Raw genomic sequence first — 23,883 nt, 5'->3', positions numbered from 1 at the left:
CTTTACCCAGGGAGTATAGTATCCGATGACCCCCGAATTCGTTGTAGGATTTGCCCGTCAGGCAATCGAAATGACCCTGACCATAGCCCTGCCCATGCTCGGCATCGGCATGGCCGTGGGTATCTTCATTTCCGTGCTCCAGGCCGCCACCCAGATTCAGGAAATGACCCTGACCATGGTTCCCAAGATCATCGCCATCTTTCTGGCCCTGCTCATCTCGTTCCCATGGATCATGGACAAGATGACCTCGTACACCACCAACCTCTTCCTCAACCTGCCCAACTACATCCGATAGGTGCGCCCTCAGGGCAGCATCAGCTCGAAAATCCGCCTGGCCCAGAACACGGGCAGCCTCGGCACGAGCCACGTCAGGTACTCTTTGTACGACAACTTGTTCAGCGGGACATAGAGATACCGCCGCAGGGCCTTCTCATCCGAAACCAGGGTGTTCAGGAACAGCTTGGGCAGGGTGTACATGACCTTGGAAAACAGCAGGGAATATTCGAGATTGGCGCTGAACTCCGCCTTGGTGGTGCGCCGGTAGTCTTCGTGCATCATGTCGGTGCGGGAATTCCCGACTATCGCCTCGGCGGCGAGCTGGCCGGAACGGATGGCATAGGCCAACCCCTCACCGTAGAACGGGTCCACGAACCCGGCGGAGTCCCCGGCCAGGAGCAGGCTGCCCTTGCCCAGCCGCCTGTCCAGGCCGCCGCGCGGAATGGGGTGGCCCTTCACGTCCCGCAGCCTGCCCGCCAGGCCGATCCGGGCCGTGAACTCCTCCAGCGCCTTGGCGGGATTCGGGAACTTGGCCCGCAAGCCGCCCACGCCGACCGAATAATAGGTGCCGTGATGGAAGACCCACCCGTAGCCGTAGCCGGCCACGCCGAAATAGATGTCGATCAATCCCTCGAGGTGGGCGAACGGGTCCGGGGACAGGCGATCCACCTCCCCCTCCATGCAGATGCCTTCCCCGTAAACGCCGTCGCGGGGCCGGACCTTCGGGATGAACCGGGAGTTCGCCCCCGCGCAGATGATGCACCGGCGGACGGTGAACGATGCGCCGGAAGCCGTTTTCACGGCAACTCCCCGCTCTCCCTCATCCAGCGAGGCGACCGCCTCCCACACCACTTGCGCCCCGGCCTCCAGGGCCATATCCACGAGCAGCTTGTCGAACCTGGACCGGGTGACGAGTACGGCGATCCGCTCGTCGAGGCGCTCCACCAGCGTCTTGTCGCCGTAGGTCACGCGCGCGCCGTAACACTCCCAATCCACCACTTCCTGCGGCAGCTCGAAGTCCAGGTAGCTCATGGCCTGCTCGGACAGGGCCCCGCCGCAGACCTTCCTGCGGGGCATGGCCTGCTTCTCGAAGAGCACGACCGAAACACCGGCACGGGCGAGCCGCCTGGCGGCGGAGCTTCCGGCCGGGCCGCCTCCGATGACCGCCACCTCGAAATCATATCCCATGCGACCTACCCCCTGAACAGTTGCTCGAAAGTGAATATCAGGACCGGAATCATCACCGTGGCGATTATCTCGATCAGCGACTTGGTGTCATACGGGAATGTCCGCATGCCGTTGATCCTGGAATGGTGCACCACGTAATACACATACGGCCTGACAACCTGTTCCAGGGACGGGGTGTCGTTCCCGTTCATGACCCCTTCCTGCAGCCGGTACAGGACTTCCTGGGAATCGTCGTCGATGCGCATCTTTTCCGCAAGCAGCTTGTCGTGCACGTAGAGAATGGACCTGAAATACATGCCGAGCCCGAACGCGATGTAGGCAAAGACGCTGATGTAGGCGATTATCACGCTGTTTTCCTTGGAAAACATATCAAAGACTTCGGTCGCGAACGGGATGTACATCGAGCCCGAAAAATACAGGGCCGAACCGATGACCAGAAAGCGGCCCACATAGAGCAGGCCGCCGTACCCGTCGATGCAGAACGGGTCGAGCTTCAGGTCGAGGCCGCACATCCTCCGTATCAGCTTCTCCATCACCCAGATGCCCCAGAATCCGATCCCGGCCATGAACCCGGACAGGGCGAACAGCACGACCACCGCCCACTGGAGCACCGGCGCGAGACCGGCGTGCCCGGCGTACAGCTTCGCAAAAAACGTGAACACGAATAAGAGGGGAAAGGAAAAATAGAGGTGCCTGCTGGAAAATATATCCGAAAAGGTCTTTTCGCTCAGGGCCGCGTGCGCATCCGGGTCGATGAAATCCTTCAGGTACTCCAAAAACCATTCAAGGGACCTGTAGCCGTACCAGATCAGCACGGGGGAGACGACCAGCCAGAAAAAGCCGAAGGCTATCTGGTAGGAGATGTGCAGGCTGCCGGTGTCGGCGAATTCCACTGCATACGGAAGGGCGGCGGCCAGGGCCAGGGACAACGGCAAAATGGCAGGATTTTTTTTGGAAACCGAGACAATACATCTTGTGAGCACGGACTATCCCCTTCTTTAGACAGCAATATCAAGAAGTTATACGGCTAGCACACAGAAGACGTCCGCGCAACACATAAAGGGCGGAAAGCCATGCGGCGCTGCCCATGGCAGGATTTCTCCCGCTTTCCCTCCTCTTCCGGGAGATAATCACGACGTATCGAAATAACCTTCTCCCGCTTGCCATATTCCAGCTGTCTGGCTATATTAAAGAATATAAAGATTGGCGAGATAATGACAAAGAAATCTATTCCCCCGTGGCAACTTCCGCTTCTGATTCTGGCGCTCTTCCTGTGGACCGGTGCTCCGGCCGACGCCTACACCATTTTCCGGTCGCCCGGGCTGACGCCGCCGGACCGGATGACCCTCTCCGGATGGCTCGACGCCCTCCAGCCGGGTGAAAACCCGGCTGCCATGGACGTCCTGGAACCGGCCGCAGGGGCCATGGTCCCGGCGGACGCGGCCTCGCCCATCGTCCGCTGGCGGGACAACACGGCCTCGCTCTGGCTGGTGACCATGACCACGGGCAGCAGCACCGTGTGCCAGGGCATCGTGGACAAGGACGCCTGGGCCCCCGGCGAAGAGCTGTGGGCGGCCATCAGGGACAAGGCCGGGAACCAGCCGGTCACGGTCCGCATCGCAGGCATCGACGAGGACGGCCGACTGGTCAGCAGGGGCCGGACCTCCTTCTCCATCTCCCCGGACCCGGTGGGCGCGAAGATCGCCTTCCTGCGCAAGCGCCTTCCCTTCCGCAAGGCCAAGGACAACCCCTACGACAGCCAGATGGCCGTGGGCGACCCGGCTTCCTTCGGCAAGCCGCGCGTGGTGCTCCAGGACCAGCCCCTGTGTTTCAACTGCCACGCCTATTCCCTTGACGGCAAGGCCTACGGCATGGACATGGACTACAAGGGGGACAAGGGCGGATACGTCCTGGTGGACGTCAAGGAGAAGACCCGCGTGGCGGACGAGGACGTCATCTCCTGGAACTCCTACGACGCGCCCGGCCCGTCCAAGTATTCCATGGGGCTGTTCACATGCTTCTCCCCGGACGGGCGGTTCGCGGCCTCCACGGTGGGCGAATCCTCGGCCTTCGTCATGCTCGACGACCTCTATTTCTCCCAGATGTTCTTCCCGGCCACCGGGCAGATCGCCTATTACGACCGCCGGTCGAACACGGTCTCTCCCCTGCCCGGCGCAAGCGACGTCGACCTCATCCAGACCAACCCCGCCTTCTCCCCGGACGGAGCCCGCGTGGCCTTTGCCCGGGCCATGGTCCAGCCGAGCCTGGTCAAGGCCATCGAGGACGGCGTGCTCCGGAAAGAGGACCCGACCCAGAACATCCTCGACGTCAACGAAAAATATCCGGTCCAGTTCTCGCTCTACGCCGTGGACTTCAATGAAGGTCGGGGCGGTGTCGCCGCGCCCATCACCGGGGCCTCGAACAACGGGTTGAGCAACTTCTTTCCCCGGTACTCTCCCGACGGCAAATGGCTCGTCTTCACCCAGAGCAGGACCGGCCTGGTCCTCCAGCCGGACAGCAGGCTGGTCATCGTGCCCGCGCAGGGCGGCGAACCCCGCGTGCTGGCGGCCAACACGCCGCTCATGAACTCGTGGCACGCCTGGTCGCCCAACTCCCGCTGGCTGGCCTTCGCGGCCAAGGGCAACTCGCCCTACACAGAGGTCTACCTCACCCACATCAATGACGACGGACAGTCCAGCCCGAGCCTGCGCCTGTTCCGTTTCAGCCACCCCGAACTGGCGGCAATGGTGCCCGAGTTCGTTCCCGTCAACAGCGCCGAACAAATGACCATGGAGCTCGCCGACCCGGAAGCGGCAAAAGGCGAATCCATGGCAACAGACGGGCGGTGACGCGCCCATACCAAGGAGTATTTCATGCATCGAATCGGCAAATCGCCCGCGCTCTCCGCAGGCCTGATCATCTTGAGCCTGCTGCTCACCGCCGCCATGGCCTTCGCCTACGGCGGCGGCAGCGAAGGGACCTCCGGGGCCACGGGAGGCGTGGAGGAAGGCGACACCCAAAAAGATCTTTCCGTGTCCTTCGGCAGCGCCTCGCCGTCGACCGAGCCCACCAACGTCGACTCCTTCGGCGGCTCCACCATTTCCCGAAACGGCATGGCCGCCATCGGCCAAACCTTCCCCGAGACCGGCGGCGCGGACATGTCCCGCCACCTGGAAAGCATGGGCAAGACCCTTGAGGTCCTCGACCGTGCGCACCCCCGAGATCACGGCGGGCTGACCGTGGTCAAGGGCGTCCCGCTGGTCACCGGCGGCAACGATCCCGTTGAAGGCGTCGGCGCACCGGCCGAAACCCGGATCGGCGGCTTCACGCCGAGCAACGGGCCCAACGCCTTCGAGCGCGCCCGGAACGGCAGCGATCCCGAGCGCAACCCGGAGCAGGCAGCCATCCGCGCCAGGGTGGAAAGGGCGGTCGCCGCCGCCGGATCAAGACTGGCCGAGGCCGGAGTCCAACCGCCTGCGGCCACCACTCCCAACGAGGCCATCGCCGCAGCGGCCCAGGCCGTGGGCGCTCCCAACCTCGCCCAGATGCCGCGCTACGTCCCGTCCGCGACCTATGCCCCCGGCGCAGACCAGTAGCCCTTTCCGCACTCAGACTCAACGAGGTTTCCGACCCATGCGCAAACATATCCTGCTCACAGCATTGATTTTCTGCGGCCTCCTCATGACCGCGTGCAACATGCCCGACCTGCAATCCGCCCCGGTCGAGCCGCCGCCTCCCATGGACGTGCAGGCCCCCGTGGCGGTGCCCGTGCCCCCGGCCAAGGCCCCCAGCGACATCGAGCTGGTCACGGCTGCCCTCGTCGAACGGCTGCGCGGCGGCCGCATCTCCGTGGCCAACGTCACCCTCGACCCCGACGGCCGGCACGCCGTGGGCGAACTGAGCTTCGACTACGCCGGTTTCGACGTCCAGGATGTGGCCGTGACCGGCTACACGGTCAACGTCATCGAACCGGGATCGGCCCTGGTCGTGCTCGAAGGGGCCATCCTGTTCAAGGACATCATCAACCGGCGGACCGGCGTCTACTTCGCCACCCAGTACATCATGGACAAGGACGGCGTGAACATCACCAAGTCCGTCATGACGCCCATCCCGCCGGACTTCCCCCGCGTGGAAACGTTCTTCGTTCCCCAGTCCAAACTCAAGGAAGCGGCATCCTCGCTGGTCACCTACACGGACTACTACCTGTTCGCCATCGAGAACGCCGAGCCCATGACCTACGGCGAGGGCGGCTCCAAGTCCGGGTTCAAGAGCGAATACTACATCATGTCCTTCTGCAAGGACCGCCTGTTCCAGGATTCCTCCCTGACCATGACCGTGACCAGCCGCCCCAACGGCGCGGGCGACAAGCTGGCCGAGGCCATCTCCATCAACGACACGGGCTGGCGCATCCTCATCGCCGGCGGCAAGTTCGCTCCGGGCTCCTCGCGGAACAAGTTCCACGTGGGCGTGGCCTACCAGCAGAACCCCGGCGGCTATCTGCCCGAGGTGGTCGTGGGCGCGTATTCCAACGTCAAGCAGGACGCGGCTTCCCTGGCCGCCGCCGCGCAACGCGAAGTGGTCGAGCAGACCATGGAGCAGGGCGCGGCCCAACCCGACGCCACCGGGGAAGGCCCCCTGGCGCGCGGCGACGTCTACCTCAACCCCATCTTCCCGGAAGACGTGGAAGTCATCCAGGTCCGCCTCAAGGCGCTGGGGTTGTACACCGGCAAGATCGACAGGAACTACGGCCCGCTGACCAAGAAGGCGCTGAATGCCTTCAACAAACGGCACGGCTTCCCCAAGGACCAGTGGAACGTCGGCGTCCAGAAGGAGCTCTTCAAGGGCACCGGACAATAGGCCGGAGAAAACAGGGAGAGAGACATGCATCATACAGACACCACATCCCTCAAACGGATACCCGGTATCATGGCGGTGGCCTTTTTGAGCTTCTGCCTCCTGCTGCCCGCCACGGCCCTGGGCTATGGAGGCGGCGGCAACAACTCACGCGGAGAAACCGACAAACCCGAGAACAACCGCGTGTTCGACGACGAAACCCCCAACGTGCCGTCCACCCAATTCGGCGGCGATCCGATGTTCTCCTGGGACCCGGCCGCCATCCCGGACAAGAGCGACGAGAGCTTCTGGGAAAGCGACGAATGCATCGGTATGCTGACGGTCCTGGACTACGGAGGAACCGTGGCCTGCTTCTTCATCCCGGGATACGGCTGGTTCAAGGCCGTCCACTTCGTGGGCAAGGCCTACGCGTTCAGCATCGACAAGAACAAGCAGCAAAAGGCCTGGTCCGTGTTGAGCTGGATCGGGAACAAATCGCGCAGCGCCTATGAAACGGTCAAGGACGCGGCCTCCGGCGCGTACAGCCGGGTCAAGAGCGCCTTCGGCAAATAGGGGACCGACATGAAGAAAACATACGCCATACTCGCATTGTTCGCATTGGTCCTCACGGCGGCAGCCGCCGTCGCCCTCAACCAGAAGACCGAGGAAGCGCCTCCGGACGCCATGTACGCCGTTGCCGTGGCCGCCGACGAGATCATGAACAACGGCGCCAACCAGCTGGCCCAGCTCTCGCCCCAGGCCAGACAGGCCCTGCAGGCCGACACCTTCACCTACCAGGGCTTCGGCCCCGGCGTGGTCAACCTGCAGAGCTACGACGTGGGCTCGAACGGTGACAACAGCCGATTGCTGTACACCCGCATCCAGTTCACGGATGCCTGGCGGCGCGCCTCCCACACCAGGGTCTACCTGGACTACACCATGGGCAACAACCAGTTCACGGTCACCAGGGCCGGGATGAAGGTCGTGGAACCCGAGACCCCGCGCGTGGCCCTGTTCTTCGTGCCCACGGAAAAGGTCACGGCAGCGGGACAAGCCATATACGAGGATTGGACCACCCTGTTCAACTTCGCCCTGGACAACGCGGTCCGGCCCGGACAGGGGACCGAGCGCGCCCAGCACTACGGCTTCATCTTCTGCCTGGACCGGCTGGCCTCGGACGCCAAGTTCTATCCCGTGGTCTCCAGGAAGCGGAACGAGAGGCAAACGGACAACTCCATCGCCAAGACCGCCGGCCTCAATTTTGACGGCTGGCAGGTGGCCGTCATCGCCGGACGGCTGGAACTCGGCTCGGGCAGGAAGTTCTACGTCAACGTCATGTACTCGCCCGGCAGTTTCGCCGAAAACGGCGGCAGCACCAGAAAAGTGGCGTCCTACGACAGCTCGACCATGATCCTGACCTCCGAGCTGCCCGACCCGGCCCAGTCCGTCCCGCAGGCGGTCCCGGCCACAGGCCCGGTCCAGTCGGCTGCCCCGGCCCCTCAGGCCGCACCCGCACCGGCCATGGCACCGGCTCCTCAACCTCAAGCCGCACCGGCGCCCGCATTGGCGCCGCCTCCGCCCGCCCCGACTCCGGCTCCCGCCCTGGCACCACCGCCGCCCGCAGCAACCCTAGCCCCGGCACTGGCACCGCCGCCGCCTGCGGCCACGGCTCCCGCTCCGCAGCAGGCACCCGCCCTGGCGCCACCGCCCCCGGGCATGGCCCAGGCCCCGGCGGCTACACCGGCCCAGACGCAGCCCGCCCAGGGCCCGCTCGAGCGCGGCATGGCCTTCCTGAACCCGGTCTTCCCGGACGACGTGGCCATCATCCAGACGCGGCTCAAGGAACTCGGCCACTACGGAGGCCCCATCGACCGCACCTTCGGCCCCTTCACCAAGAAAGCGCTGGACAACTTCGCGGTCAAATACGGCTTCCCCAAGGGACAATGGAGCCTGGGCCTACAAAAGACCCTGTTCAAAGGCTCCGGACTGTAACATTCCACCCCCCGTATCGGGACTGCCCGGCACAGGGGTTTTCCGACAGGAGACACCATGAAGCTCTGTATCCTCATCTTCGCCGCCTGCCTGCTCATGCCCGCCAGCGTTTTCGCAACCTCCGGCGGCTCAGGCGGCTGCGGCGGCTGCGGCGGTGGCGGCGGTGGCGGCGGTGGCGGCGGTGGCGGCAGCGATGGAACCGGCGGCGGCTCATACAGCTCAAGCGGCCCTTCCATCCCCTACACCCCCGGCATCGAAGGCATGCCGGTCATCGATCCTGAGTACGGCGAATTCTACGGTGCCCCGCCCAAAAAGAAGCCCCACCAGGACAAGGCGACCGCCAAGGCCAAGCAGACCTGGAAAGAAAAGGCGTTGGAGACCCTCGGCAAGTACATCCAGGGAAAGGTGGGGGATTACCTCCAGAAGAAGCTCGCCTTCCCGCCCATCCTCCCGCCTCCCCTTCAGGTGGCCAAGGAGGCCTATGACGGCATCACGACCACCGTCGACATCACCAAGGACGTCCTGGACACCCTGGAGAAAGCACGAACGGAATTTCGCGACCCGTACACCAAGGCGGCGCAGGGCGCATACGGCTCGAACATGACCGGGTCCGGACCGGACGGCACCCCCAGCGATTCACCCGGCAGCATGAACCCCAATTCACCCGGCTGGGAGAACGTGGGCGGAGGCGGACCGGCCCAACCCCACGACTCCAACTTCCTCATGTAGCGAGGCCCTCCATGCGACATCTCAGACTGATCCTCATCCTCCTGCTGATCCTGGCCACGGCAACGCCCGTATCGGCCCGCGAGGCCAAGAAGTGGCCCCCGGACGCCATGGACGTCTCCTACACCCTGGCCGCCGAGCTCACGGGCCAGCGCGGCCTGTCCTTCATCTCCTTCGCTCCGGGCGTCCGGGACTACCTGGCGGCGGGCAGCGAGGGGGAATACAACGCCTTCACCAGAAGCCGCATCTCCCCCCTGTTCTACAGCAACTCCAACCCTGGCAACAGGTACAACGCGGAAGTGGGCGGCTCCATCCACCTCTACGACGGGTACAACCGCCTCGTGTCCATGCAGTACTCCACGCAGTACGCGGTCAACGGGAAGCGGATCAACGTCACCCAGGCCCTGGCGATCATGAGCTCGCCCTCGAACCTGAGCCTGGAGACGTACATGGTCCCCATGGAGGAGTTCAAGGACGGGCTCCCAGAGTCCAGGCGCGGCGACTGGCCGACCCTGTACACCTTCGCCCGTGAACACGCATACACCTCAGCCGACCCGGACCGGGGCCAGCGCGCCTACCTGGTCATGACCTTCGTCATGAACCGGCTGCCTGCGGACGCCCTGTTCGAGGTCGTGGTCAGCCCCCGGGAAAAGGCCTGGCGGACCCTGGACAACATCGCCAAGGACAAGCAGACCTACCTCGACTACGACGGGTGGCGCGTGCACATGTTCGTGGCCCAGCTCAACCCGTCCAGCCTGCGCCAGCGGTTCTACTGCAACTATTTCTACACCCCCGGCGCTGGCATCCCGGAAGCGGCCCGGAAGCGCATCCAGGCGGCCAGCTTCTCGTCCAAGCCCGAGGGGTCGCCAGCCGGACAATCCCGGGCCAATTACCAGGCTCCGGCTCCGCAGGCCTCGACCGCGCCCCCGGCCCCGCAGGCCGTGGCGCCCCGCCAGGCTCCCGCAACTCCCGGCGCAGCGGGAGGACAGGGTCCCGTCGGACGCGGCCTGTCCTTCCTCAACCCCCTGTTCCCGGACGACACGACCCTCATCCAGACCCGGCTCGCGCAGCTCGGCCACTACACCGGGGCCGTCGATGGCTCCTTCGGGCCCATGACCCAAAAGGCCATGGACGACTTCGCGGTCCGGCACGGCTTCCCCAAGGGGCAGTGGAGCCTGGGCCTGCAAAAGGCACTGTTCCGGGGAACTGGGCTGTAGCCGCCACCACTTCGAGCACACCGGGGCGGTCCATGCGGGCCGCCCCTTTTCGTGGTGACATCCAGGGTGAAAACCCGTAGATTCACCCTATGGTGGGCTCCACCGCGCAGAAAACAACCAGCACGAGAATTTCATGAACCAGACCACGCCCAAAGGACTCCACGGCTCCAAGCTGCGGGCCACCCTCGACCCGAAAAGCATACCCTTCGCCACCAGCGCGGACGTTCCGGCCAAGAACGTCTACGCCAAGCTCCAGCCCCGCGCCATCCAGGCCCTGTCCCTGGCGCTCAAGATCAAGGGCAACGAGCACAACATCTTCGTGGCGGGCGAGCCGAACATGGGCCGCACCTATTTCGTCAAATCGTTCCTCACGCCCGCAGCGGCCAAGGCCAAGCCGCCCTGCGACTGGGTCTATCTCTACAACTTCGAAGACAACGACCGGCCCATCGCGGTCTCCATGGCCGCAGGCCGGGGCCGCAAGTTCAAGACCGCCCAGCAGAAAGCCATGACCCACATCCGCCAGGAAATCCCCGCCCGCTTCGAGAAGGACTCCTTCCAGCAGAAGCACGAGGCCATGGTCAAGAAATTCAACGCCAAGCGCGAGGACCTGTTCTCCAGGATGGACGCCTCGGCGGAGAAGGAAAGCTTCTCCCTGAGCCTGGACGACGACGGCGTGCTCACCCTGTCGCCCATCGTGGACGGCGAGGTGGTCTCGGACAAGGACTTCGACAAGCTCAAGCCCGCCGTGCGCAAGAAGCTCAAGGCCAAGGGCGAGGAGCTGCTGGCCGGGGTCAGCTCCATCCTGCGCCAGATCAACCAGAACGAAATGGACATGCGCGACTCCGAGTCCCTCCTGCACAAGGAAATGGCCCAGGTGGTCATGGAGGACTGTTTCGCCCCGGTCAAGGACAAGTTCGGCGACATAAAACGGCTGGCGGAATACTTCACGGCACTGGCGGACGAGGTGGTGGAGAACGTGGACCAGTTCATGCCGCGCGACACCTCCCTGGCCGGACTCATGCCCGACGGCATGCAGACCGGAGAGGACTTCTTTTCCCGATTCGAGGTCAACCTGTTCGTGGATCACGGCAAGACCAGGGGCGCGCCCGTGGTGACCGAAGACCACCCCACGCCCTTCAACCTGCTCGGCTCCATCGAGCGCGAGGCCGAGATGGGTGCGCTGTACACGGACTTCACCCTGATCAAGGCGGGCTCCCTGCACAACGCCAACGGCGGTTTCCTCATCGTCAACATGGAGGACCTGCTCACCCACCCCAGCTCCTGGGAGGGGCTGCTCCGCGCCCTGCGCACCGGCCAGTCGCGCATCGAGGACCCGGTGGACCCGGAACAGGTCCGCGCCCGCACCATCCAGCCCGAGCCCATCCCGCTGGACATCAAGGTGGTGCTCATCGGCACGGACGAGAACTACGAGATCCTGCTCTACAACGACGACCGGTTCGCCAAGTTCTTCAAGCTCAAGGCGCACTTGCAGCACGCGGCTACGCGCAACGCCGCCAACATCCGCAATTTCATATCCATCATCGGCCAGACCGCCCGCGAGTCCGACGTCATGCCGCTGACCCGCGAAGCCATGGCCGGGCTGGTGGACTTCTCCTCCCGGCTGGCCGAAGACCAGAAGCGCCTCTCCCTGTTCATCCCGCTCATCCGCGAGCGCATGATCGAGGCCACGGCCCTGGCCCGCATGGCCGGGAAGAAAAAAGTGGACCTGGCCACCCTGAACGAGGCCGTGTTCGCCAAGGACTACAGGGCCAACCTGTACGAAGAGGAGTTCATGGCCGACTACGACCGCCAGGTGATCAAGGTGGCCACCGACGGCCAGGCCACCGGGTTGTGCAACGGGCTGTCCGTGACCCTGTTCGGCAACTACGAATTCGGCCTTCCGCACCAGATATCCTGCACCGTGGGCGTGGGCCACGGCGGCATCCTCGACCTGGAGCGCGAGGCCCAGCTGGGCGGCCCCATCCACACCAAGGGCATGATGATCATCAAGTCCTACCTGGTGCGCCTGTTCGCCCAGGACAAGCCCATCGTGCTCACCGGGTCGCTCTGCTTCGAGCAGTCCTACGCGGGCATCGAGGGCGACTCCGCGTCCGGCGCGGAGCTGGCCTCCCTGCTCTCGGCCCTGTCCGGCGCGCCCGTCAACCTGTCCTACGCCTTCACCGGCGCGGTCTCGCAAAGCGGATCGGTCATGGCCGTGGGCGGGGTCAACCGCAAGATCGAGGGATTCTTCGAGGTCTGCCGCCGCCGCAAGCTGACCGGCAAACAGGGCGTGATCCTGCCAGCGGACAACGTGGTCAACCTGATGCTCAAGGACGAGATCATCCAGGCCGTGGACGCTGGCAAGTTCCACATCTTCCCGGTCAAGACCATCGAGGAGGCAATGCTCATCCTCACAGGCCTCAAGTGCGGCAAACGCGGCGCAAGCGGCAAATACCCGCTCGGCAGCCTTTACCGCCGCGTGGACGACCGGCTGGCCGAACTGACCGGGCTGGCCGTGCCGGGCGACTGCAGGAAGTAACTCTCCCCGGCCGGTTGGCCCGCCGTTGACGGAGCAAAGTCCGGGCGGTACTGTCGGTCCAACTTTTCGGAGAGAGCGCACCATGCAATTCATAGCCTTCGGCGACGTCCACGAATCAACCGGCCTGATTACGGCCATCCCCGGCCTGGCCCAAGCGGACGGCGTCATCATAACCGGCGACATCACCAACCGCGGCAGCCGCGAGGCCGTGGACCGCGTGTTCCGGGCAGTGGCCGCCGTGAACCCGCGCATATTCGCCCAGCCCGGCAACATGGACACCGACACCGTGCAGACCTTTCTGACCGAACAGGACGCGGACATCCACCTGCGGGTGCGCGGGCTCGCCCCCGGCCTCGGGCTCATGGGCGTCGGCCTGTCCACGCCCACGCCCTTCGGCACGCCCGGCGAGGTGTCCGAGGAAACCATCGTCCGCTGGCTGGACGAGACCCACAGGCTGGCCGCCCATTTCGACCACCTCGTCTGCGCCATCCACGAACCGCCCGCCAACACCCGGCTCGACATGCTCGGCAACGGCCAGCACGTGGGCAGCCCCGGCGTGCGCGCCTTCATCGAGCGCGTGCAGCCCGCCCTGGTCGTCACCGGCCATATCCACGAGGCCACCGGCACCGACATGATCGGCAATACCCCGGTCATCAATCCCGGCATGCTGGCGGGCGGCGGCTACGTGCGCATCGACTTCAACGGTCAGACCGTCAGCGCGGTACTCGAGAGCGTGTGATGAGCAAGATCGGTTTCATCTGGGTGGGCAAGCTCAAGGAGCCCTTTTCCCGGGAAGGGTGCGCCCATTACCGGAAGAAACTGTCGCGCTTCTTCAAACTCGACGAGACCATGGTCAAGGACGCGCCCGGCAAGCTGCCGCCGCCCGACAAGGTCAAAAAGGAAGGCGAGGCCATCCTCTCCAAGATCAAGCCCGGCGACATCGTCATCCTCCTCGACGAGTTCGGCGACCGCCTCACCTCGCGCCAGCTGGCGAAACATCTCAAAAAATGGACCGACGCGCCCAACCAGCGCCCCGTGTTCGTCATCGGCGGCCCCTTCGGACTGGCCGACGAGGTCAAGGCCGTTGCCCGCCATTCCATCCGCCTGAGCGACATGACCCTGCCCCATGAACTGGCCCGTCTGCTGCTCCTCGAACAGCTCTACCGGGCCGGGACCATCCATAAAAACATGCCCTATCATCACGATTAACGGAGATTTCACCCATGCTCGACATCGATTACCTTGAACGCGTGGCCCACTATTTCGAGTCCGGCGACTGCAAATTCGAGTTCGAAAACGGCGAGGAAGAACGCCGGCTGCTCATCCTCGACTTCCTCGAACACCTCATGGAACTGGGCGAGCAGGCCGACGAACTGGCAACCAAACTCATCTTCAAGGACGCCTACGCCTCCCTGATTACCGAAGAGGGCGCAGCCGCAGCCGAGGCCGCGGAAGCTGAGGAGAAGGGGGAAAAGCAATAGGCGGCTTCCGCAAGAGCCGCTGTCGAGGTGCCTGGGCGGCACCCGAATCGCTCCGGGAAGAAAAAGCCCCGCCATTACTGGCGGGGCTTTTTTTGTACGGGAGTTCAGAAGCGATCTAGTTGACCAACTTCGCCAGGTCGGCTTCGCGGATTTCCTTGCGTTTGATCTTGCCGGAGATGGTCTTGGGCAGGTCGGTGACGTATTCGATGACGCGCGGGTACTTGTAGGGCGCGGTCAGTTCGCGGACGAACGCCTGCAGTTCCTTGGTCAGTTTCTCGTTCCCTTCGTAGCCGGGCGCGAGCACCACGGTGGCCTTGACCAGCTGGCCGCGCACCTCGTCGGGCAGGCCGGTGACCGCCGCCTCGATGACCGCGTCGTGGGCGACCAGGGCGGACTCGACCTCGAACGGCCCGATGCGGTAGCCCGAGGACTTGATCAGGTCGTCGGTGCGGCCCATGAACCAGAAGAACCCGTCCTCGTCGGCCCAGGCCTTGTCCCCGGTATGGTACCAGCCGTCGTACTTGACCGAGGCGGTTTTCCCGGGCTCGTCCATATAGGAGTCGAACAGGCCGAGTACCGGCTTGTCGATCTTGATGCAGATTTCGCCTTCCTCGCCCTGGGGCACCTGGTTGCCTTCCTCGTCGAGCAGGGCGATGTCCCAGCCGGGAACGGGCTTGCCGATGGAGCCGGGCTTGGGCTTCATGAACTTGAAGGTGGCCACCTGAAGCGTGGTCTCGGTCTGGCCGTAGCCCTCGTAGAGCGGCATGTTGAAGGCCTTTTGCCAGGCGTGGAACACCGAGTCGTTGAGCAGCTCGCCCGCCGTGGTGCAGTGGCGCAGAGCGGACAGGTCGTACTTGGTCAGGTCTTCGCGCACCAGGAACCGGTAAACCGTGGGCGGCGCGCAGAAGGTGGTGATCCTGTTGTCGGCCATGATCCTAAGCAGTTCCGCAGGCTCGAACTTGCCCCGGAAGTCCCAGACGAACACGGTGGCCCCGGCCATCCACTGGCCGTAGAACTTGCCCCACACGGACTTGGCCCAGCCGGTCTCGGACAGGGTCAGGTGGATGTCGCCGTCCTCCAGGTCGTGCCAGAGCGCGCCGGTGGTGAAGTGGGAGGCAGGGTAGTCAAAGGTATGCAGCACCATCTTGGGCAGCCCCGTGGTGCCGGAGGAAAAGAAGATGACCATGGGATCGTCGCCGCACGGGGAGTCGCCGGTGCGCGGGAAGGCCGCGTCGCCGGAGGCCATGAGTTCCTCGTAGTCGAACCAGCCGTCATTGGTCTGGCCGTCGATCTGCACGAACAGCTTCAGGCCCGGACAGTCGGGCTTGGCCTGATCCACGCGCTCGCAGATGGAGTCCTCGCAGATGACGGCGGAGATGCCCGCGTAGTTCACGCGCTCGACGATGTCCTTTTTGGTCAGCAGGGACGGGGACGGGATGGGCAGCGCGCCGAGGCGATGCAGGGCGAGCATGACGGTCCAGTACTCGTACCGGCGATAGAGCACCAGCATGATCCGGTCGCCCTTTTTGACGCCCTTTTCCTTCAGAGCGTTGGCCAGCCTACAGGAGGATTCCTGAAAGAACCGGGCAGTGAACTCGCGCCGCGTGCCCGCGTCGTCCACGTGAATGAGGGCGACCTTTTCCGGGTCCATCTTGTCCAGGACGTCGAAAGAGAAGTTGAAATTGTCCGGGCATTCAGGTTTGTACCGGGCGCACAGGTCCTTGTAATCGGCGTATTCTTCCTTGGTAAACATCAATGTATTCTCCGTGATTCTCTTGAATTTTCGTGATTATTCCGCAACCAATAATCGTAAAATCTTCTCCGGGCGGGTCGGATGCTCTCCAACCAACCCTACAGAATCACATCGAGGAACTTGACGTCCTTGCCGTCCAGGCCGCGCAGGGCGTGGGGCGTTTCCGAGTTGAAATAGAGCGAGTCGCCGGTCTCGACGATGATCGGTTCGCCGCCGAGACGGACCTCCAGCCTGCCTTCGAGCACGTAGATGAACTCCTGGCCGCGGTGGGCGGTCTCGACCATCTCCTCGCCGGACTTGGGCGGCACCGTGATCAGGAACGGCTCCATCTCGCGGCCCGCGAACTTGTAGCCGAGCGCCTTGTAGTCGTAGTCCTTGCGCCGGTCCACGGAAAAGCCCTCGTCCTTGCGCACCAGCGAATAGGACTTGAGATGCGGCTCGCGCCCGGAAATGAGCGTGGTCAGATCCACGCGGCACAGCCGGGAAACGTCCAGCAGATACCCCACCGGAATCTCCACCGTGCCCGATTCATAGGACAATACCTTGTCCTCGGTCACACCAAGCAGATCGGCCATCTCTTTCGGAGTCCAGCCGACGCCTTCACGCACCCCCACCAGCCTGGGCGCGATCTCCTTATACTGTTCCATACTTCCTCCTTGTGAAAAAAGAGTGCCTCCGGCGGCCGGGGGAAGGGGAGGAAACCCCTTTGAAAAGGGTTGTTTCCTCCCCCTCCCCCGGACCCCCTTCCCCTCCTTTTCCCAAACTTTTTATCGCCGCTTCGCGGAGTTTGGAAACGAGGGGAGCCGGTTTAAATATCAATATTGAACGGCACCTTTCGCCGCCGTCTCAATCTGTCTTCACCTTCCTCCCTTCCCGGCGGCGCGCCAAAAAGTTCTGGAAGGGGGTCCGGGGGAACCTCTCTCAAGAGGTTCCCCCCGGATTCTTCAATCTATTTCTACGCGTCCGGCCAGAGTTCGGCGGCCAGGTCGCGGAGTTTGTATTTCTGTATCTTGCCCGAGGCGGTCATGGGATATTCCTTCACGAACGTCACGAAGCGGGGAATCTTGTAGTTGGAGATCTTGCCCCGGCAGAAGTCGGTCACGTCCTCGGGTTCCAGTTCCGCGCCTTCCTTGAGGATGACGAAGGCCCCCACCTGCTCGCCGAACTTGGCCGAGGGCACGCCCGCCACCTGCACGTCGAGGATGCCGTCCATGGTGTACAGGAACTCCTCGATCTCGCGCGGGTACACGTTCTCGCCGCCCCGGATGATCATATCCTTGAGGCGGCCGGAGATGGTCAGGTAGCCGTCCTCGTCCAGGTCGCCCAGGTCGCCGGAGTGGCACCAGCCCTCGGCGTCGATGGCCTCTTCCGTGGCCTTGGGGTTGTTGTAGTACCCCTTCATGACGTTGTAGCCACGGCAGCAGACCTCGCCCTGCACGTGCGGGGGACACTCCTCGCCGCTCTCGGGGTCGACGATCTTGATCTCGATCTCCGGCATGGCCTTGCCCACGGTCTCGGTCATCTGGCGCATGGAGTCGCCGATGACGGTCTGGGACATGACCGGGCTGGTTTCGGTCAGCCCGTAGCAGATGGTGATCTCCTTCATGTTCATCTTGTCGATGACCCGCTTCATGACCTCCACCGGGCAGGGCGAACCGGCCATGATGCCGGTGCGCAGGGAGGAGAAGTCGAACTTGGAAAACAGCGGATGATCGAGCATGGCGATGTACATGGTGGGCACGCCGTACACGGCCGTGCACTTCTCCTGGTCGATGGCCAGCATGACGTCCACGGGCACGAAGTCCTCCAGGATGACCATGGTCACGCCGTGGTTGATGCAGGCGAGCACGCCGAGGACGCAGCCGAAGCAGTGAAACAGGGGCACGGTAAGCGCCAGCCTGTCTCCGGCCCGGAACTCCTGGTTCTTGCCGATCCAGTAGCCGTTGTTGCCGATGTTGTAGTGGGTCAGCTGCACGCCCTTGGGGAACCCGGTTGTGCCGGAGGTGTACTGCATGTTGACCACGTCGTGGGGGTCGAGCTCCGCCTGCCGCGCCTTGTACCGACTGTCGGAGACCATGGCCGCCATGGCCTGGAGCTCGGGCACGGAATACATGCCCCGGTGCTTCTCGTGGCCGAGGTAGAAGACGCGCTTGAGCCTTGGGAACTTGTTGGTCTTGAGATGTCCCCGCTCCTGGACCTTGAGCTCCGGGATCAGCTCGTAGGTGGTCCGGAGATAGTCGTGATTGCGGTATTCGCCGATGATGAACAGGTTCTCGGTCTCGGAGTGTTCGAGCAGGTATTTCAGCTCGTGGGACTGGTAGTGGGTGTTGACCGTGAGCAGGATGGCCCCGATCTTGGCCGTGGCGAACTGCAGGGCCACCCAATAGGGCACGTTGTTGGCCCAGACCGCCACTTTCTCGCCCTTTTTCACGCCCAGGCCCATGAGGCCCTTGGCCAGGGTGTCGACCAGCTCGCCGAACTCCCTGTAGGTCAGGCGAAAGTCACGGTCCACATAGACCACCGCTTCATTGTCGGGATACTTCTCCACCGTCTCGTCCAGGAGCCGGCCGAGAGTGAGTTCTCTGAGTACAGACATGGAAACCACCTATACGGGGAAATAGAGAACGGCGTAAATTTCAGCCTTCTCCTCGCCGCTGCACCCGACGTTGTGCGGGACGATGGAGTTGAAATAGATGGAATCGCCGGGCTCGAGCACGGTCTCTTCCTGGCCGTAGGTGATGCGCACCCTGCCGCTTTGGCAGAGGATGAACTCCTCGCCCTCGTGGGAGGACAGGGACTTGTCCTTGGCGGACTGGGGCAGCAGCTCGATGAAGAACGGCTCCATGTGGCGGTCGGTCTTGCCCTTGCCCAGTGAATGAAATTTCACGCCCGGCTCCTTGCCGTCCGGATGCATCGTCAATTCTTCCTTGCGCTCGCCCAGGCGGACCACCAGCGGGTCGCTGGACACGTTGTCGTCCAGGAAGGTGCCGAGCCGGACGCCCAGGGCGCGGGCCAGCTTGACCAGGGGCTGGAGGGAAGGATACATGTCCTCCTCTTCGATGGCGCGGATAAAGTCCTCGGTCAGGGCGGTGCGGTTGGCAAGATCCTCGACGCTCAGTTCCTGCTTTTCGCGGTAGGATCGGATTCGCTTTCCGATGGTGCTCATTCTCTCTCTCCGTAATCAGTGTGGATGCGCGTTTCAAACGGTCTGTCGTTCGACTTCAGGGCAATTATCAAGACGAATGTTCGCCGCCCTTGGCTGTATCGGAAATGCGCCCGATTGTCACCATTGCGCGAAACATCATTATAAGGGCGTTAGAGCGGTTGCCATGGTTGTCACGGGATTGTATCGTGTTCTTCTCGACAACATGCCAGCAACAAGGCAGCGGAAAGTGACCAACAAGGACAATGGCCGGTCCGACGACGGCATCAGCATAGCCCTGGCTCCCCAGACGCCACCCAAGACGGGGGGGCATGAGCCGCGCCCCGAAAGGGAGCCCTCTTCTTCCGCCGGGAAAGAAAGGGAAAAGATATACGGCGTGTTTTCGACGGAGCTCGTGGCCATGGTCGGCACCGGCACCACCAAGCGGAAGGACGTCAAGCGGGCCCTGTGGTTCGCGGAAGAGATCACGCCCGAGGATGGCGGCGAACCTGTCATCCAGGTCCAGCCCGTCAACAACAAGAACGTCCCCTCCGGAAACAAGAAAACCGTCCCGATGAGCGAATTCCTGGCCGACTACACCCCGGAATTCGAGTATTACCAGACCGTGGTCTTCCCGAAGATGAAGGAACTGGACGCGACCATCAGGCACGCCGAGGAGCAGCGGGACAAGGGCGCATACTACTCCGCCCAGTTCGGGTTCGAGGCGGCCCTTGAATTCGACGAACGGAACGTCCGGGCCAACTTCGGCCTCGGCCTGACGTACATCGCCCGGGGCGACACGGACAAGGCCGCCGACATCTTCAAGCAGGTGGTCGCCCTGGACGCCGCCTTCACCCCGGAACACAAGCACCTGTTCAACGAATTCGGCATCAACCTGCGCAAATCGCGGCTCTTTGACCAGGCCGTCGAATATTACACCCGCGCCCTGGAAATGACCCGCGACGACGAGAACCTGTACTACAATATCGCCCGCGCCCACTTTGAACGCGGAGACCGGGACAGTTGCCGGGAAAGCCTTGTAAAGGCCCTGGAACTCAAGCCCGATTTCGAGGCGGCGCAAGAATTTCTGGCCCATCTGGACAAGCAGGAACCACACCCCGATGTGTCTCTCGATTGACCGCATCTCCTTCAACTACCCGAACGGCCCCGACATCTTTGCCGACGCGACCTGGACCTTCGACCAGGGGGGCTACCACCTGGTGCGCGGCCCGTCCGGGGCGGGCAAGTCCACCCTGCTGCGTCTGCTGTGCCGACTGGAAGAGATCACCTCCGGCGTCATCCTGTACAAGGACACCGACGTGACGGCCATGGACCCGCCGCAACTCCGGCGGACGGTGGCCTATGTCCAGCAGACGCCCACCCTGATTCCGGGCACGGTGCGCGAAAACCTGCTCCTCCCCTTTTCCTTCCAGGCCAACAGGGCGCTCGCGTTGCCGACCGACTCCGACCTGGCCGAACGGCTGGACTCCTTCCTGCTCGACGGGGTGACCCCGGATTCGGCGGCGGACAAGCTGTCCGTGGGCCAGTCCCAGCGCGTCTGCCTGATCCGCTCCCTGCTCCTGGAGCCCGAGGTGGTGCTTCTGGACGAGCCCACGTCCTCCCTGGACCCGAAATCGGCAAAGGTGGTGCTGGACAAGACGGCCGAGCTGTCCGGCCGGGGCGTGACCGTGGTCATGATCTCCCACTCCGAGACCACGCCTCCCGGCGTCACCGACGCGGTGACCATCCGGCAGGGAAGGCTGGTGCGCGCATGACCCAGCCGATCATCGAAATAGGCCCGCTGCAACTGGCCCTCTGCCTGGTGTTCGTGCTCCTGGCCGGGATCACGTCCTTCCGCTATCGGCTGGGACTGGAAAAGGACCTGCTCATCGGCACGGTGCGCACCTTTGCCCAGCTCTTCCTCATGGGCTTCGTGCTCAAGTTCGTGTTCGCGGTGAACGTGGGCTGGCTGGTGCTGCTCATCTTCGCGGTCATGGTGGCCGCCGCCGTGCACACCATCAGGGGCAGGGTCAAGGAGCGGACCATCCCCTTTGTCGTCCCGACCTTCATCTCCATGATCATCACCTATTCGCTGGTGTCGGTGCTGGTCACCGGCGTCGTGGTCGGCGCCAAGCCGTGGTGGACGCCGCAGTATTTCATCCCCCTGGCAGGCATGATCGTGGGCAACTCCATGACCGCCATCGCCATCTGCCTGGAACGGCTCTTCTCCGACCTCAAGAGCCGCCGGGCCGAGGTGGAGATGCGGTTGGCCGCAGGGGCCGACTACCGCGAGGCGTCACAGGACATCCTCAGGGGCGCGATCATGGCGGGCATGATCCCGTCCATCAACTCCCTCATGTCCGTGGGGCTGGTCTCCCTGCCCGGCATGATGACCGGCCAGATCCTGTCCGGCACGGACCCGCTCATCGCCATCCGCTACCAGATCGTGGTCATGCTCATGCTCGTGGCCTCCACATCCATGGGCGCGCTGATCGTGACCAACCTCGCCCGGAAGCGGTGTTTCTCCGCCGCCCAGCGGCTTGTTCTCAGATAGATATTCCCACTCTTCGGGACAGTGTCCGGGATTTCCGGATTTTGTCCCATCTTTGGTCTTGATGGAGGCTGACACCCCGTTACGAGCATTGTCCCAACACGAAAAACTCTTTTTCCACAAAAACCAAACAAGCCTGGTATATACTGATAAATCAAATTATTCGGGAAAGAATCTGAACCATATTCACCGGACGAACAGAGCTCTTTTCCACACGCGACATATCTAGATTCGCCGTGATGGCCTGCTAGTTGCAACCACCTGTTTATTGACGGCTGATTCCATGCGAATACATTCAGCCGAATTTTCAAGTCGGGAGACAGGAGGGGTAAAAATGAAACGGATCATAAAATATTGTGCGCTTGCTTTGGTGCTGTTCATGTTGGGGGCAACTGCGAGCTTTGCCAGTGCCGTACTGCCCGGTTCCTACGGCACTGCCACGCACTCAACGCCGAAATGGCAGGAGCTGGCGACTGCGACCAGCCAGACCGGCGTCTTCTGGAGCGTTGACGGCGGCGCGACCTGGACCCAGGACACCGACCTCAAACTGGGCCTCGGGGATACCATCCAGTTCCAGTTCAACATGTACAAACGGAATTACGGCACCCACTATGCCGACTTCCTGAAGGCCTGGGCGGACTGGGGCCAGGGTGGCCCGTTCGATTCCGGCGACGTGGTGGGCTTTTGGAAACAGGAGCTCGAGGGATACGGGACCAACGCCCCCAGCGGCGATACGTACACATTTTACTCTGATGAATACACCATGACCGACGCGATGTTCGGCGACCTCTTCCTGAGGGCGAGGGTAACCTGCAGCGAATCCCTGCTGAACAACTGGAACGCTCAGTGGTCGACACCCGATGCGACATACGATCTGGCATTCCTGCCTACCGGCAACCTGTATCAGGGTGAAGTTGAAGAATGGCATCTGACGATCAGCAAGACGCCCCTGCCGCCTTCCGTGCTGATGTTCGGCACCGGCCTGATCGGCATGCTGGCCGTGACCCGGAGGCGGTTCCTCAAATTCTAGCCGGCTCCCGGCTGTCCGGGTAAACCGGACGGATCAGAGGCCGCATGCGAGCAGACACCGTTTCGCACAATGACTGCAAGGCCCCCGCCCCGGACATGTTCCGGGACGGGGGCCTCAAATATGGTTGCCCGCCGCTTCCGGCCCCTAGGTCAGGTCCGCCTTGGCCAGCACGGCGATCAGCCGCTTGAGCATGTCCGGATCAAATGAGCCGCGTAGGGACTTGATGTGGGTCAACGCCTCGAACGGGCTCAGGATGCGACCGTCCCTCCCCTTGCGGGTCAGGTTGTCGTAGACGTTGCACAGGATGAGCACCTTGACGTAGGCGGGCAGCAGGTCGCCGGTGCAGCCCGAGGGGTAGCCCAGGCCGTCCGTGCGTTCATGATGGAAGAGGATGCACTGCAACGCCTCCTGCGGCAGAGGCAGGGCCGAACACAACCCCACGCCCAGGGCGGGGTGGGACTTGACCAGGTCCTTGTCCGAACGGCTCAGGTTGTCGAACCGCTTCTTGAACAATTCGGGCGGCAGCTCCATCTTGCCGATGTCGTGCAGCATGGCCCCTATCCCCACGCCCACCAGGGCGTCGGAGTCCTCCTTCATGAAGGTGCACAGCACGGTTATGGTCAGGACCATGACCGCGATGCCGTGCCGGAACAGCTCGTCTCCGTCCTTGATGAACCGGGCCAGCTCCTTGAGGGCGTCGTCACGGGCCAGGAACTTGAGGGAGTTGCCGATAAGCGCCCGGATACGCGCGAACTGCCGCTGGTCGATGGGCTTGGGCAGGGACCGGCTGAAACTCTCCCTGGCCAGGGCCACGGTGGCCTCGTTCCACGCCCGGGCCCGCTCGCGCACCGGGATGGACTCGTCGTCCAGCAGTTCCAGGAGATTGTCCTGGAGGTAGACCATGTACTGCACGTAGTCCGTGGTCTTGACGTACAGGTGGTCCACGTCCAGGAGGCTCAGCCGCTCCTTGTGCTCGTCCGTGAACAGCTCGCCCTTTTCCGCGTACAGCACGAGCTTGCCGTCCTGCTTGAGGAACAGGGAGAACCCGCCCACCCTGGACGGGATGACCATGTAGGGGGAGACCTTGATCAGGGAGACCGTCTGTTCCGGTCCGTTGCTTTTGTTTCCGGCACCCGCATCGCTGCCCATGTGCGC

General features: G+C 63.3%; 23 protein-coding genes. 16 read left to right on the top strand and 7 right to left on the bottom strand.

The genetic code is table 11. The features are described 5' to 3' along the window. Positions 1-25: 25 nt before the first annotated feature. Entirely contained in the window at positions 26-295 is a 270-nt protein-coding gene (gene fliQ, locus OO730_RS11020; RefSeq protein ID WP_264981520.1) for a flagellar biosynthesis protein FliQ, read from the top strand. Between the two features lie 8 nt (positions 296-303). Here fliQ and OO730_RS11015 read toward each other — a convergent pair whose 3' ends face one another. After that, on the bottom strand, positions 304-1,464 hold the full coding sequence (locus OO730_RS11015; protein ID WP_264981519.1) for a geranylgeranyl reductase family protein: 1,161 nt from the start codon (positions 1,462-1,464) through the stop codon (positions 304-306). 5 nt (positions 1,465-1,469) lie between these two features. Next, on the bottom strand, positions 1,470-2,447 hold the full coding sequence (locus OO730_RS11010) for a hypothetical protein (protein ID WP_264981518.1): 978 nt from the start codon (positions 2,445-2,447) through the stop codon (positions 1,470-1,472). A gap of 231 nt (positions 2,448-2,678) precedes the next feature. Between OO730_RS11010 and OO730_RS11005 the strand changes: the two genes are divergently transcribed. The 11 genes from OO730_RS11005 to OO730_RS10955 all read left to right on the top strand — a co-directional run bounded on the left by OO730_RS11005 (position 2,679) and on the right by OO730_RS10955 (position 14,252). Next, positions 2,679-4,313 carry a TolB family protein gene (locus OO730_RS11005; protein WP_264981517.1) on the top strand — a complete coding sequence of 545 codons (1,635 nt, stop codon included), beginning with the start codon at positions 2,679-2,681 and terminating at the stop codon, positions 4,311-4,313. Between the two features lie 24 nt (positions 4,314-4,337). Further along, the gene (locus OO730_RS11000) at positions 4,338-5,060 is read left to right on the top strand and encodes a hypothetical protein (protein ID WP_264981516.1); all 723 of its coding nucleotides are present in this window, start codon (positions 4,338-4,340) and stop codon (positions 5,058-5,060) included. Between the two features lie 37 nt (positions 5,061-5,097). After that, positions 5,098-6,321: a peptidoglycan-binding domain-containing protein gene (locus tag OO730_RS10995; protein WP_264981515.1), complete on the top strand. Its 1,224-nt coding sequence runs from the start codon at positions 5,098-5,100 to the stop codon at positions 6,319-6,321. A gap of 24 nt (positions 6,322-6,345) precedes the next feature. Next, on the top strand, positions 6,346-6,870 hold the full coding sequence (locus OO730_RS10990; RefSeq protein ID WP_264981514.1) for a hypothetical protein: 525 nt from the start codon (positions 6,346-6,348) through the stop codon (positions 6,868-6,870). Positions 6,871-6,879: 9 nt separating this feature from the next. Then, a complete protein-coding gene (locus OO730_RS10985) occupies positions 6,880-8,289 on the top strand; it encodes a peptidoglycan-binding domain-containing protein (RefSeq protein WP_264981513.1) in 1,410 nt (469 codons plus the stop codon). Between the two features lie 57 nt (positions 8,290-8,346). Next, positions 8,347-9,018 carry a hypothetical protein gene (locus OO730_RS10980; RefSeq protein WP_264981512.1) on the top strand — a complete coding sequence of 224 codons (672 nt, stop codon included), beginning with the start codon at positions 8,347-8,349 and terminating at the stop codon, positions 9,016-9,018. Positions 9,019-9,029: 11 nt separating this feature from the next. Then, on the top strand, positions 9,030-10,232 hold the full coding sequence (locus OO730_RS10975; protein WP_264981511.1) for a peptidoglycan-binding domain-containing protein: 1,203 nt from the start codon (positions 9,030-9,032) through the stop codon (positions 10,230-10,232). 133 nt (positions 10,233-10,365) lie between these two features. Beyond that, on the top strand, positions 10,366-12,771 hold the full coding sequence (locus OO730_RS10970; RefSeq protein ID WP_264981510.1) for a Lon protease family protein: 2,406 nt from the start codon (positions 10,366-10,368) through the stop codon (positions 12,769-12,771). Between the two features lie 82 nt (positions 12,772-12,853). Beyond that, positions 12,854-13,510: a metallophosphoesterase family protein gene (locus OO730_RS10965; RefSeq protein WP_264981509.1), complete on the top strand. Its 657-nt coding sequence runs from the start codon at positions 12,854-12,856 to the stop codon at positions 13,508-13,510. Further along, positions 13,510-13,980 (top strand): 23S rRNA (pseudouridine(1915)-N(3))-methyltransferase RlmH, encoded by a 471-nt coding sequence (locus OO730_RS10960; protein ID WP_264981508.1) that lies wholly within the window; start codon positions 13,510-13,512, stop codon positions 13,978-13,980. The genes OO730_RS10965 and OO730_RS10960 overlap by 1 nt, the downstream gene beginning before the upstream one ends. Positions 13,981-13,994: 14 nt before the next feature. Next, positions 13,995-14,252, top strand: a complete 258-nt coding sequence (locus OO730_RS10955; protein ID WP_264981507.1) for a hypothetical protein — start codon at positions 13,995-13,997, stop codon at positions 14,250-14,252. A 115-nt stretch (positions 14,253-14,367) separates the two neighbouring features. On the opposite strand, the gene OO730_RS10950 is transcribed toward OO730_RS10955, so the two are convergent. The 4 genes from OO730_RS10950 to OO730_RS10935 all read right to left on the bottom strand — a co-directional run bounded on the left by OO730_RS10950 (position 14,368) and on the right by OO730_RS10935 (position 19,171). Continuing rightward, on the bottom strand, positions 14,368-16,005 hold the full coding sequence (locus OO730_RS10950) for an AMP-binding protein (protein ID WP_264981506.1): 1,638 nt from the start codon (positions 16,003-16,005) through the stop codon (positions 14,368-14,370). A 98-nt stretch (positions 16,006-16,103) separates the two neighbouring features. Beyond that, positions 16,104-16,652, bottom strand: coding sequence for a helix-turn-helix domain-containing protein (locus OO730_RS10945; protein ID WP_264981505.1), 549 nt, complete (start codon positions 16,650-16,652; stop codon positions 16,104-16,106). A 308-nt stretch (positions 16,653-16,960) separates the two neighbouring features. After that, positions 16,961-18,601 carry an AMP-binding protein gene (locus tag OO730_RS10940; protein ID WP_264981504.1) on the bottom strand — a complete coding sequence of 547 codons (1,641 nt, stop codon included), beginning with the start codon at positions 18,599-18,601 and terminating at the stop codon, positions 16,961-16,963. Between the two features lie 9 nt (positions 18,602-18,610). Further along, complete coding sequence (locus tag OO730_RS10935) at positions 18,611-19,171, bottom strand: helix-turn-helix domain-containing protein (protein WP_264981503.1); 561 nt, start codon at positions 19,169-19,171, stop codon at positions 18,611-18,613. A gap of 226 nt (positions 19,172-19,397) precedes the next feature. On the opposite strand from OO730_RS10935, the gene OO730_RS10930 reads away from it, so the two are divergent. From OO730_RS10930 to OO730_RS10915, 4 genes are all read left to right on the top strand, one after another. Beyond that, complete coding sequence (locus tag OO730_RS10930) at positions 19,398-20,285, top strand: tetratricopeptide repeat protein (protein ID WP_264981502.1); 888 nt, start codon at positions 19,398-19,400, stop codon at positions 20,283-20,285. Continuing rightward, a complete protein-coding gene (locus OO730_RS10925) occupies positions 20,269-20,922 on the top strand; it encodes an ABC transporter ATP-binding protein (protein ID WP_264981501.1) in 654 nt (217 codons plus the stop codon). Before OO730_RS10930 ends, OO730_RS10925 begins: the two co-directional genes overlap by 17 nt. Continuing rightward, positions 20,919-21,701 carry an ABC transporter permease gene (locus OO730_RS10920; protein ID WP_264981500.1) on the top strand — a complete coding sequence of 261 codons (783 nt, stop codon included), beginning with the start codon at positions 20,919-20,921 and terminating at the stop codon, positions 21,699-21,701. Before OO730_RS10925 ends, OO730_RS10920 begins: the two co-directional genes overlap by 4 nt. Positions 21,702-22,077: 376 nt before the next feature. Then, positions 22,078-22,728 carry a VPLPA-CTERM sorting domain-containing protein gene (locus tag OO730_RS10915; RefSeq protein WP_264981499.1) on the top strand — a complete coding sequence of 217 codons (651 nt, stop codon included), beginning with the start codon at positions 22,078-22,080 and terminating at the stop codon, positions 22,726-22,728. Positions 22,729-22,872: 144 nt separating this feature from the next. On the opposite strand, the gene OO730_RS10910 is transcribed toward OO730_RS10915, so the two are convergent. Next, positions 22,873-23,877, bottom strand: a complete 1,005-nt coding sequence (locus OO730_RS10910; RefSeq protein WP_264981498.1) for an HD-GYP domain-containing protein — start codon at positions 23,875-23,877, stop codon at positions 22,873-22,875. Between the last annotated feature and the right edge of the window lie 6 nt (positions 23,878-23,883).

The organism is Pseudodesulfovibrio portus (genome assembly GCF_026000375.1).
Lineage (GTDB): Bacteria > Desulfobacterota > Desulfovibrionia > Desulfovibrionales > Desulfovibrionaceae > Pseudodesulfovibrio > Pseudodesulfovibrio portus.
The sequence above is the reverse complement of the archived record's forward strand: the minus strand, read 5'-3'. Positions and strand labels throughout refer to the sequence as shown.

Coding starts and splice junctions, on each gene's coding strand:
- fliQ (WP_264981520.1), top strand. CDS start 26: ATGACCCCCGAATTCGTTGTAGGATTTGCCCGTCAGGCAATCGAAATG.
- OO730_RS11015 (WP_264981519.1), bottom strand. CDS start 1,464: ATGGGATATGATTTCGAGGTGGCGGTCATCGGAGGCGGCCCGGCCGGA.
- OO730_RS11005 (WP_264981517.1), top strand. CDS start 2,679: ATGACAAAGAAATCTATTCCCCCGTGGCAACTTCCGCTTCTGATTCTG.
- OO730_RS11000 (WP_264981516.1), top strand. CDS start 4,338: ATGCATCGAATCGGCAAATCGCCCGCGCTCTCCGCAGGCCTGATCATC.
- OO730_RS10995 (WP_264981515.1), top strand. CDS start 5,098: ATGCGCAAACATATCCTGCTCACAGCATTGATTTTCTGCGGCCTCCTC.
- OO730_RS10990 (WP_264981514.1), top strand. CDS start 6,346: ATGCATCATACAGACACCACATCCCTCAAACGGATACCCGGTATCATG.
- OO730_RS10985 (WP_264981513.1), top strand. CDS start 6,880: ATGAAGAAAACATACGCCATACTCGCATTGTTCGCATTGGTCCTCACG.
- OO730_RS10980 (WP_264981512.1), top strand. CDS start 8,347: ATGAAGCTCTGTATCCTCATCTTCGCCGCCTGCCTGCTCATGCCCGCC.
- OO730_RS10975 (WP_264981511.1), top strand. CDS start 9,030: ATGCGACATCTCAGACTGATCCTCATCCTCCTGCTGATCCTGGCCACG.
- OO730_RS10970 (WP_264981510.1), top strand. CDS start 10,366: ATGAACCAGACCACGCCCAAAGGACTCCACGGCTCCAAGCTGCGGGCC.
- OO730_RS10965 (WP_264981509.1), top strand. CDS start 12,854: ATGCAATTCATAGCCTTCGGCGACGTCCACGAATCAACCGGCCTGATT.
- OO730_RS10960 (WP_264981508.1), top strand. CDS start 13,510: ATGAGCAAGATCGGTTTCATCTGGGTGGGCAAGCTCAAGGAGCCCTTT.
- OO730_RS10955 (WP_264981507.1), top strand. CDS start 13,995: ATGCTCGACATCGATTACCTTGAACGCGTGGCCCACTATTTCGAGTCC.
- OO730_RS10950 (WP_264981506.1), bottom strand. CDS start 16,005: ATGTTTACCAAGGAAGAATACGCCGATTACAAGGACCTGTGCGCCCGG.
- OO730_RS10945 (WP_264981505.1), bottom strand. CDS start 16,652: ATGGAACAGTATAAGGAGATCGCGCCCAGGCTGGTGGGGGTGCGTGAA.
- OO730_RS10940 (WP_264981504.1), bottom strand. CDS start 18,601: ATGTCTGTACTCAGAGAACTCACTCTCGGCCGGCTCCTGGACGAGACG.
- OO730_RS10935 (WP_264981503.1), bottom strand. CDS start 19,171: ATGAGCACCATCGGAAAGCGAATCCGATCCTACCGCGAAAAGCAGGAA.
- OO730_RS10925 (WP_264981501.1), top strand. CDS start 20,269: ATGTGTCTCTCGATTGACCGCATCTCCTTCAACTACCCGAACGGCCCC.
- OO730_RS10920 (WP_264981500.1), top strand. CDS start 20,919: ATGACCCAGCCGATCATCGAAATAGGCCCGCTGCAACTGGCCCTCTGC.
- OO730_RS10915 (WP_264981499.1), top strand. CDS start 22,078: ATGTTGGGGGCAACTGCGAGCTTTGCCAGTGCCGTACTGCCCGGTTCC.
- OO730_RS10910 (WP_264981498.1), bottom strand. CDS start 23,877: ATGGGCAGCGATGCGGGTGCCGGAAACAAAAGCAACGGACCGGAACAG.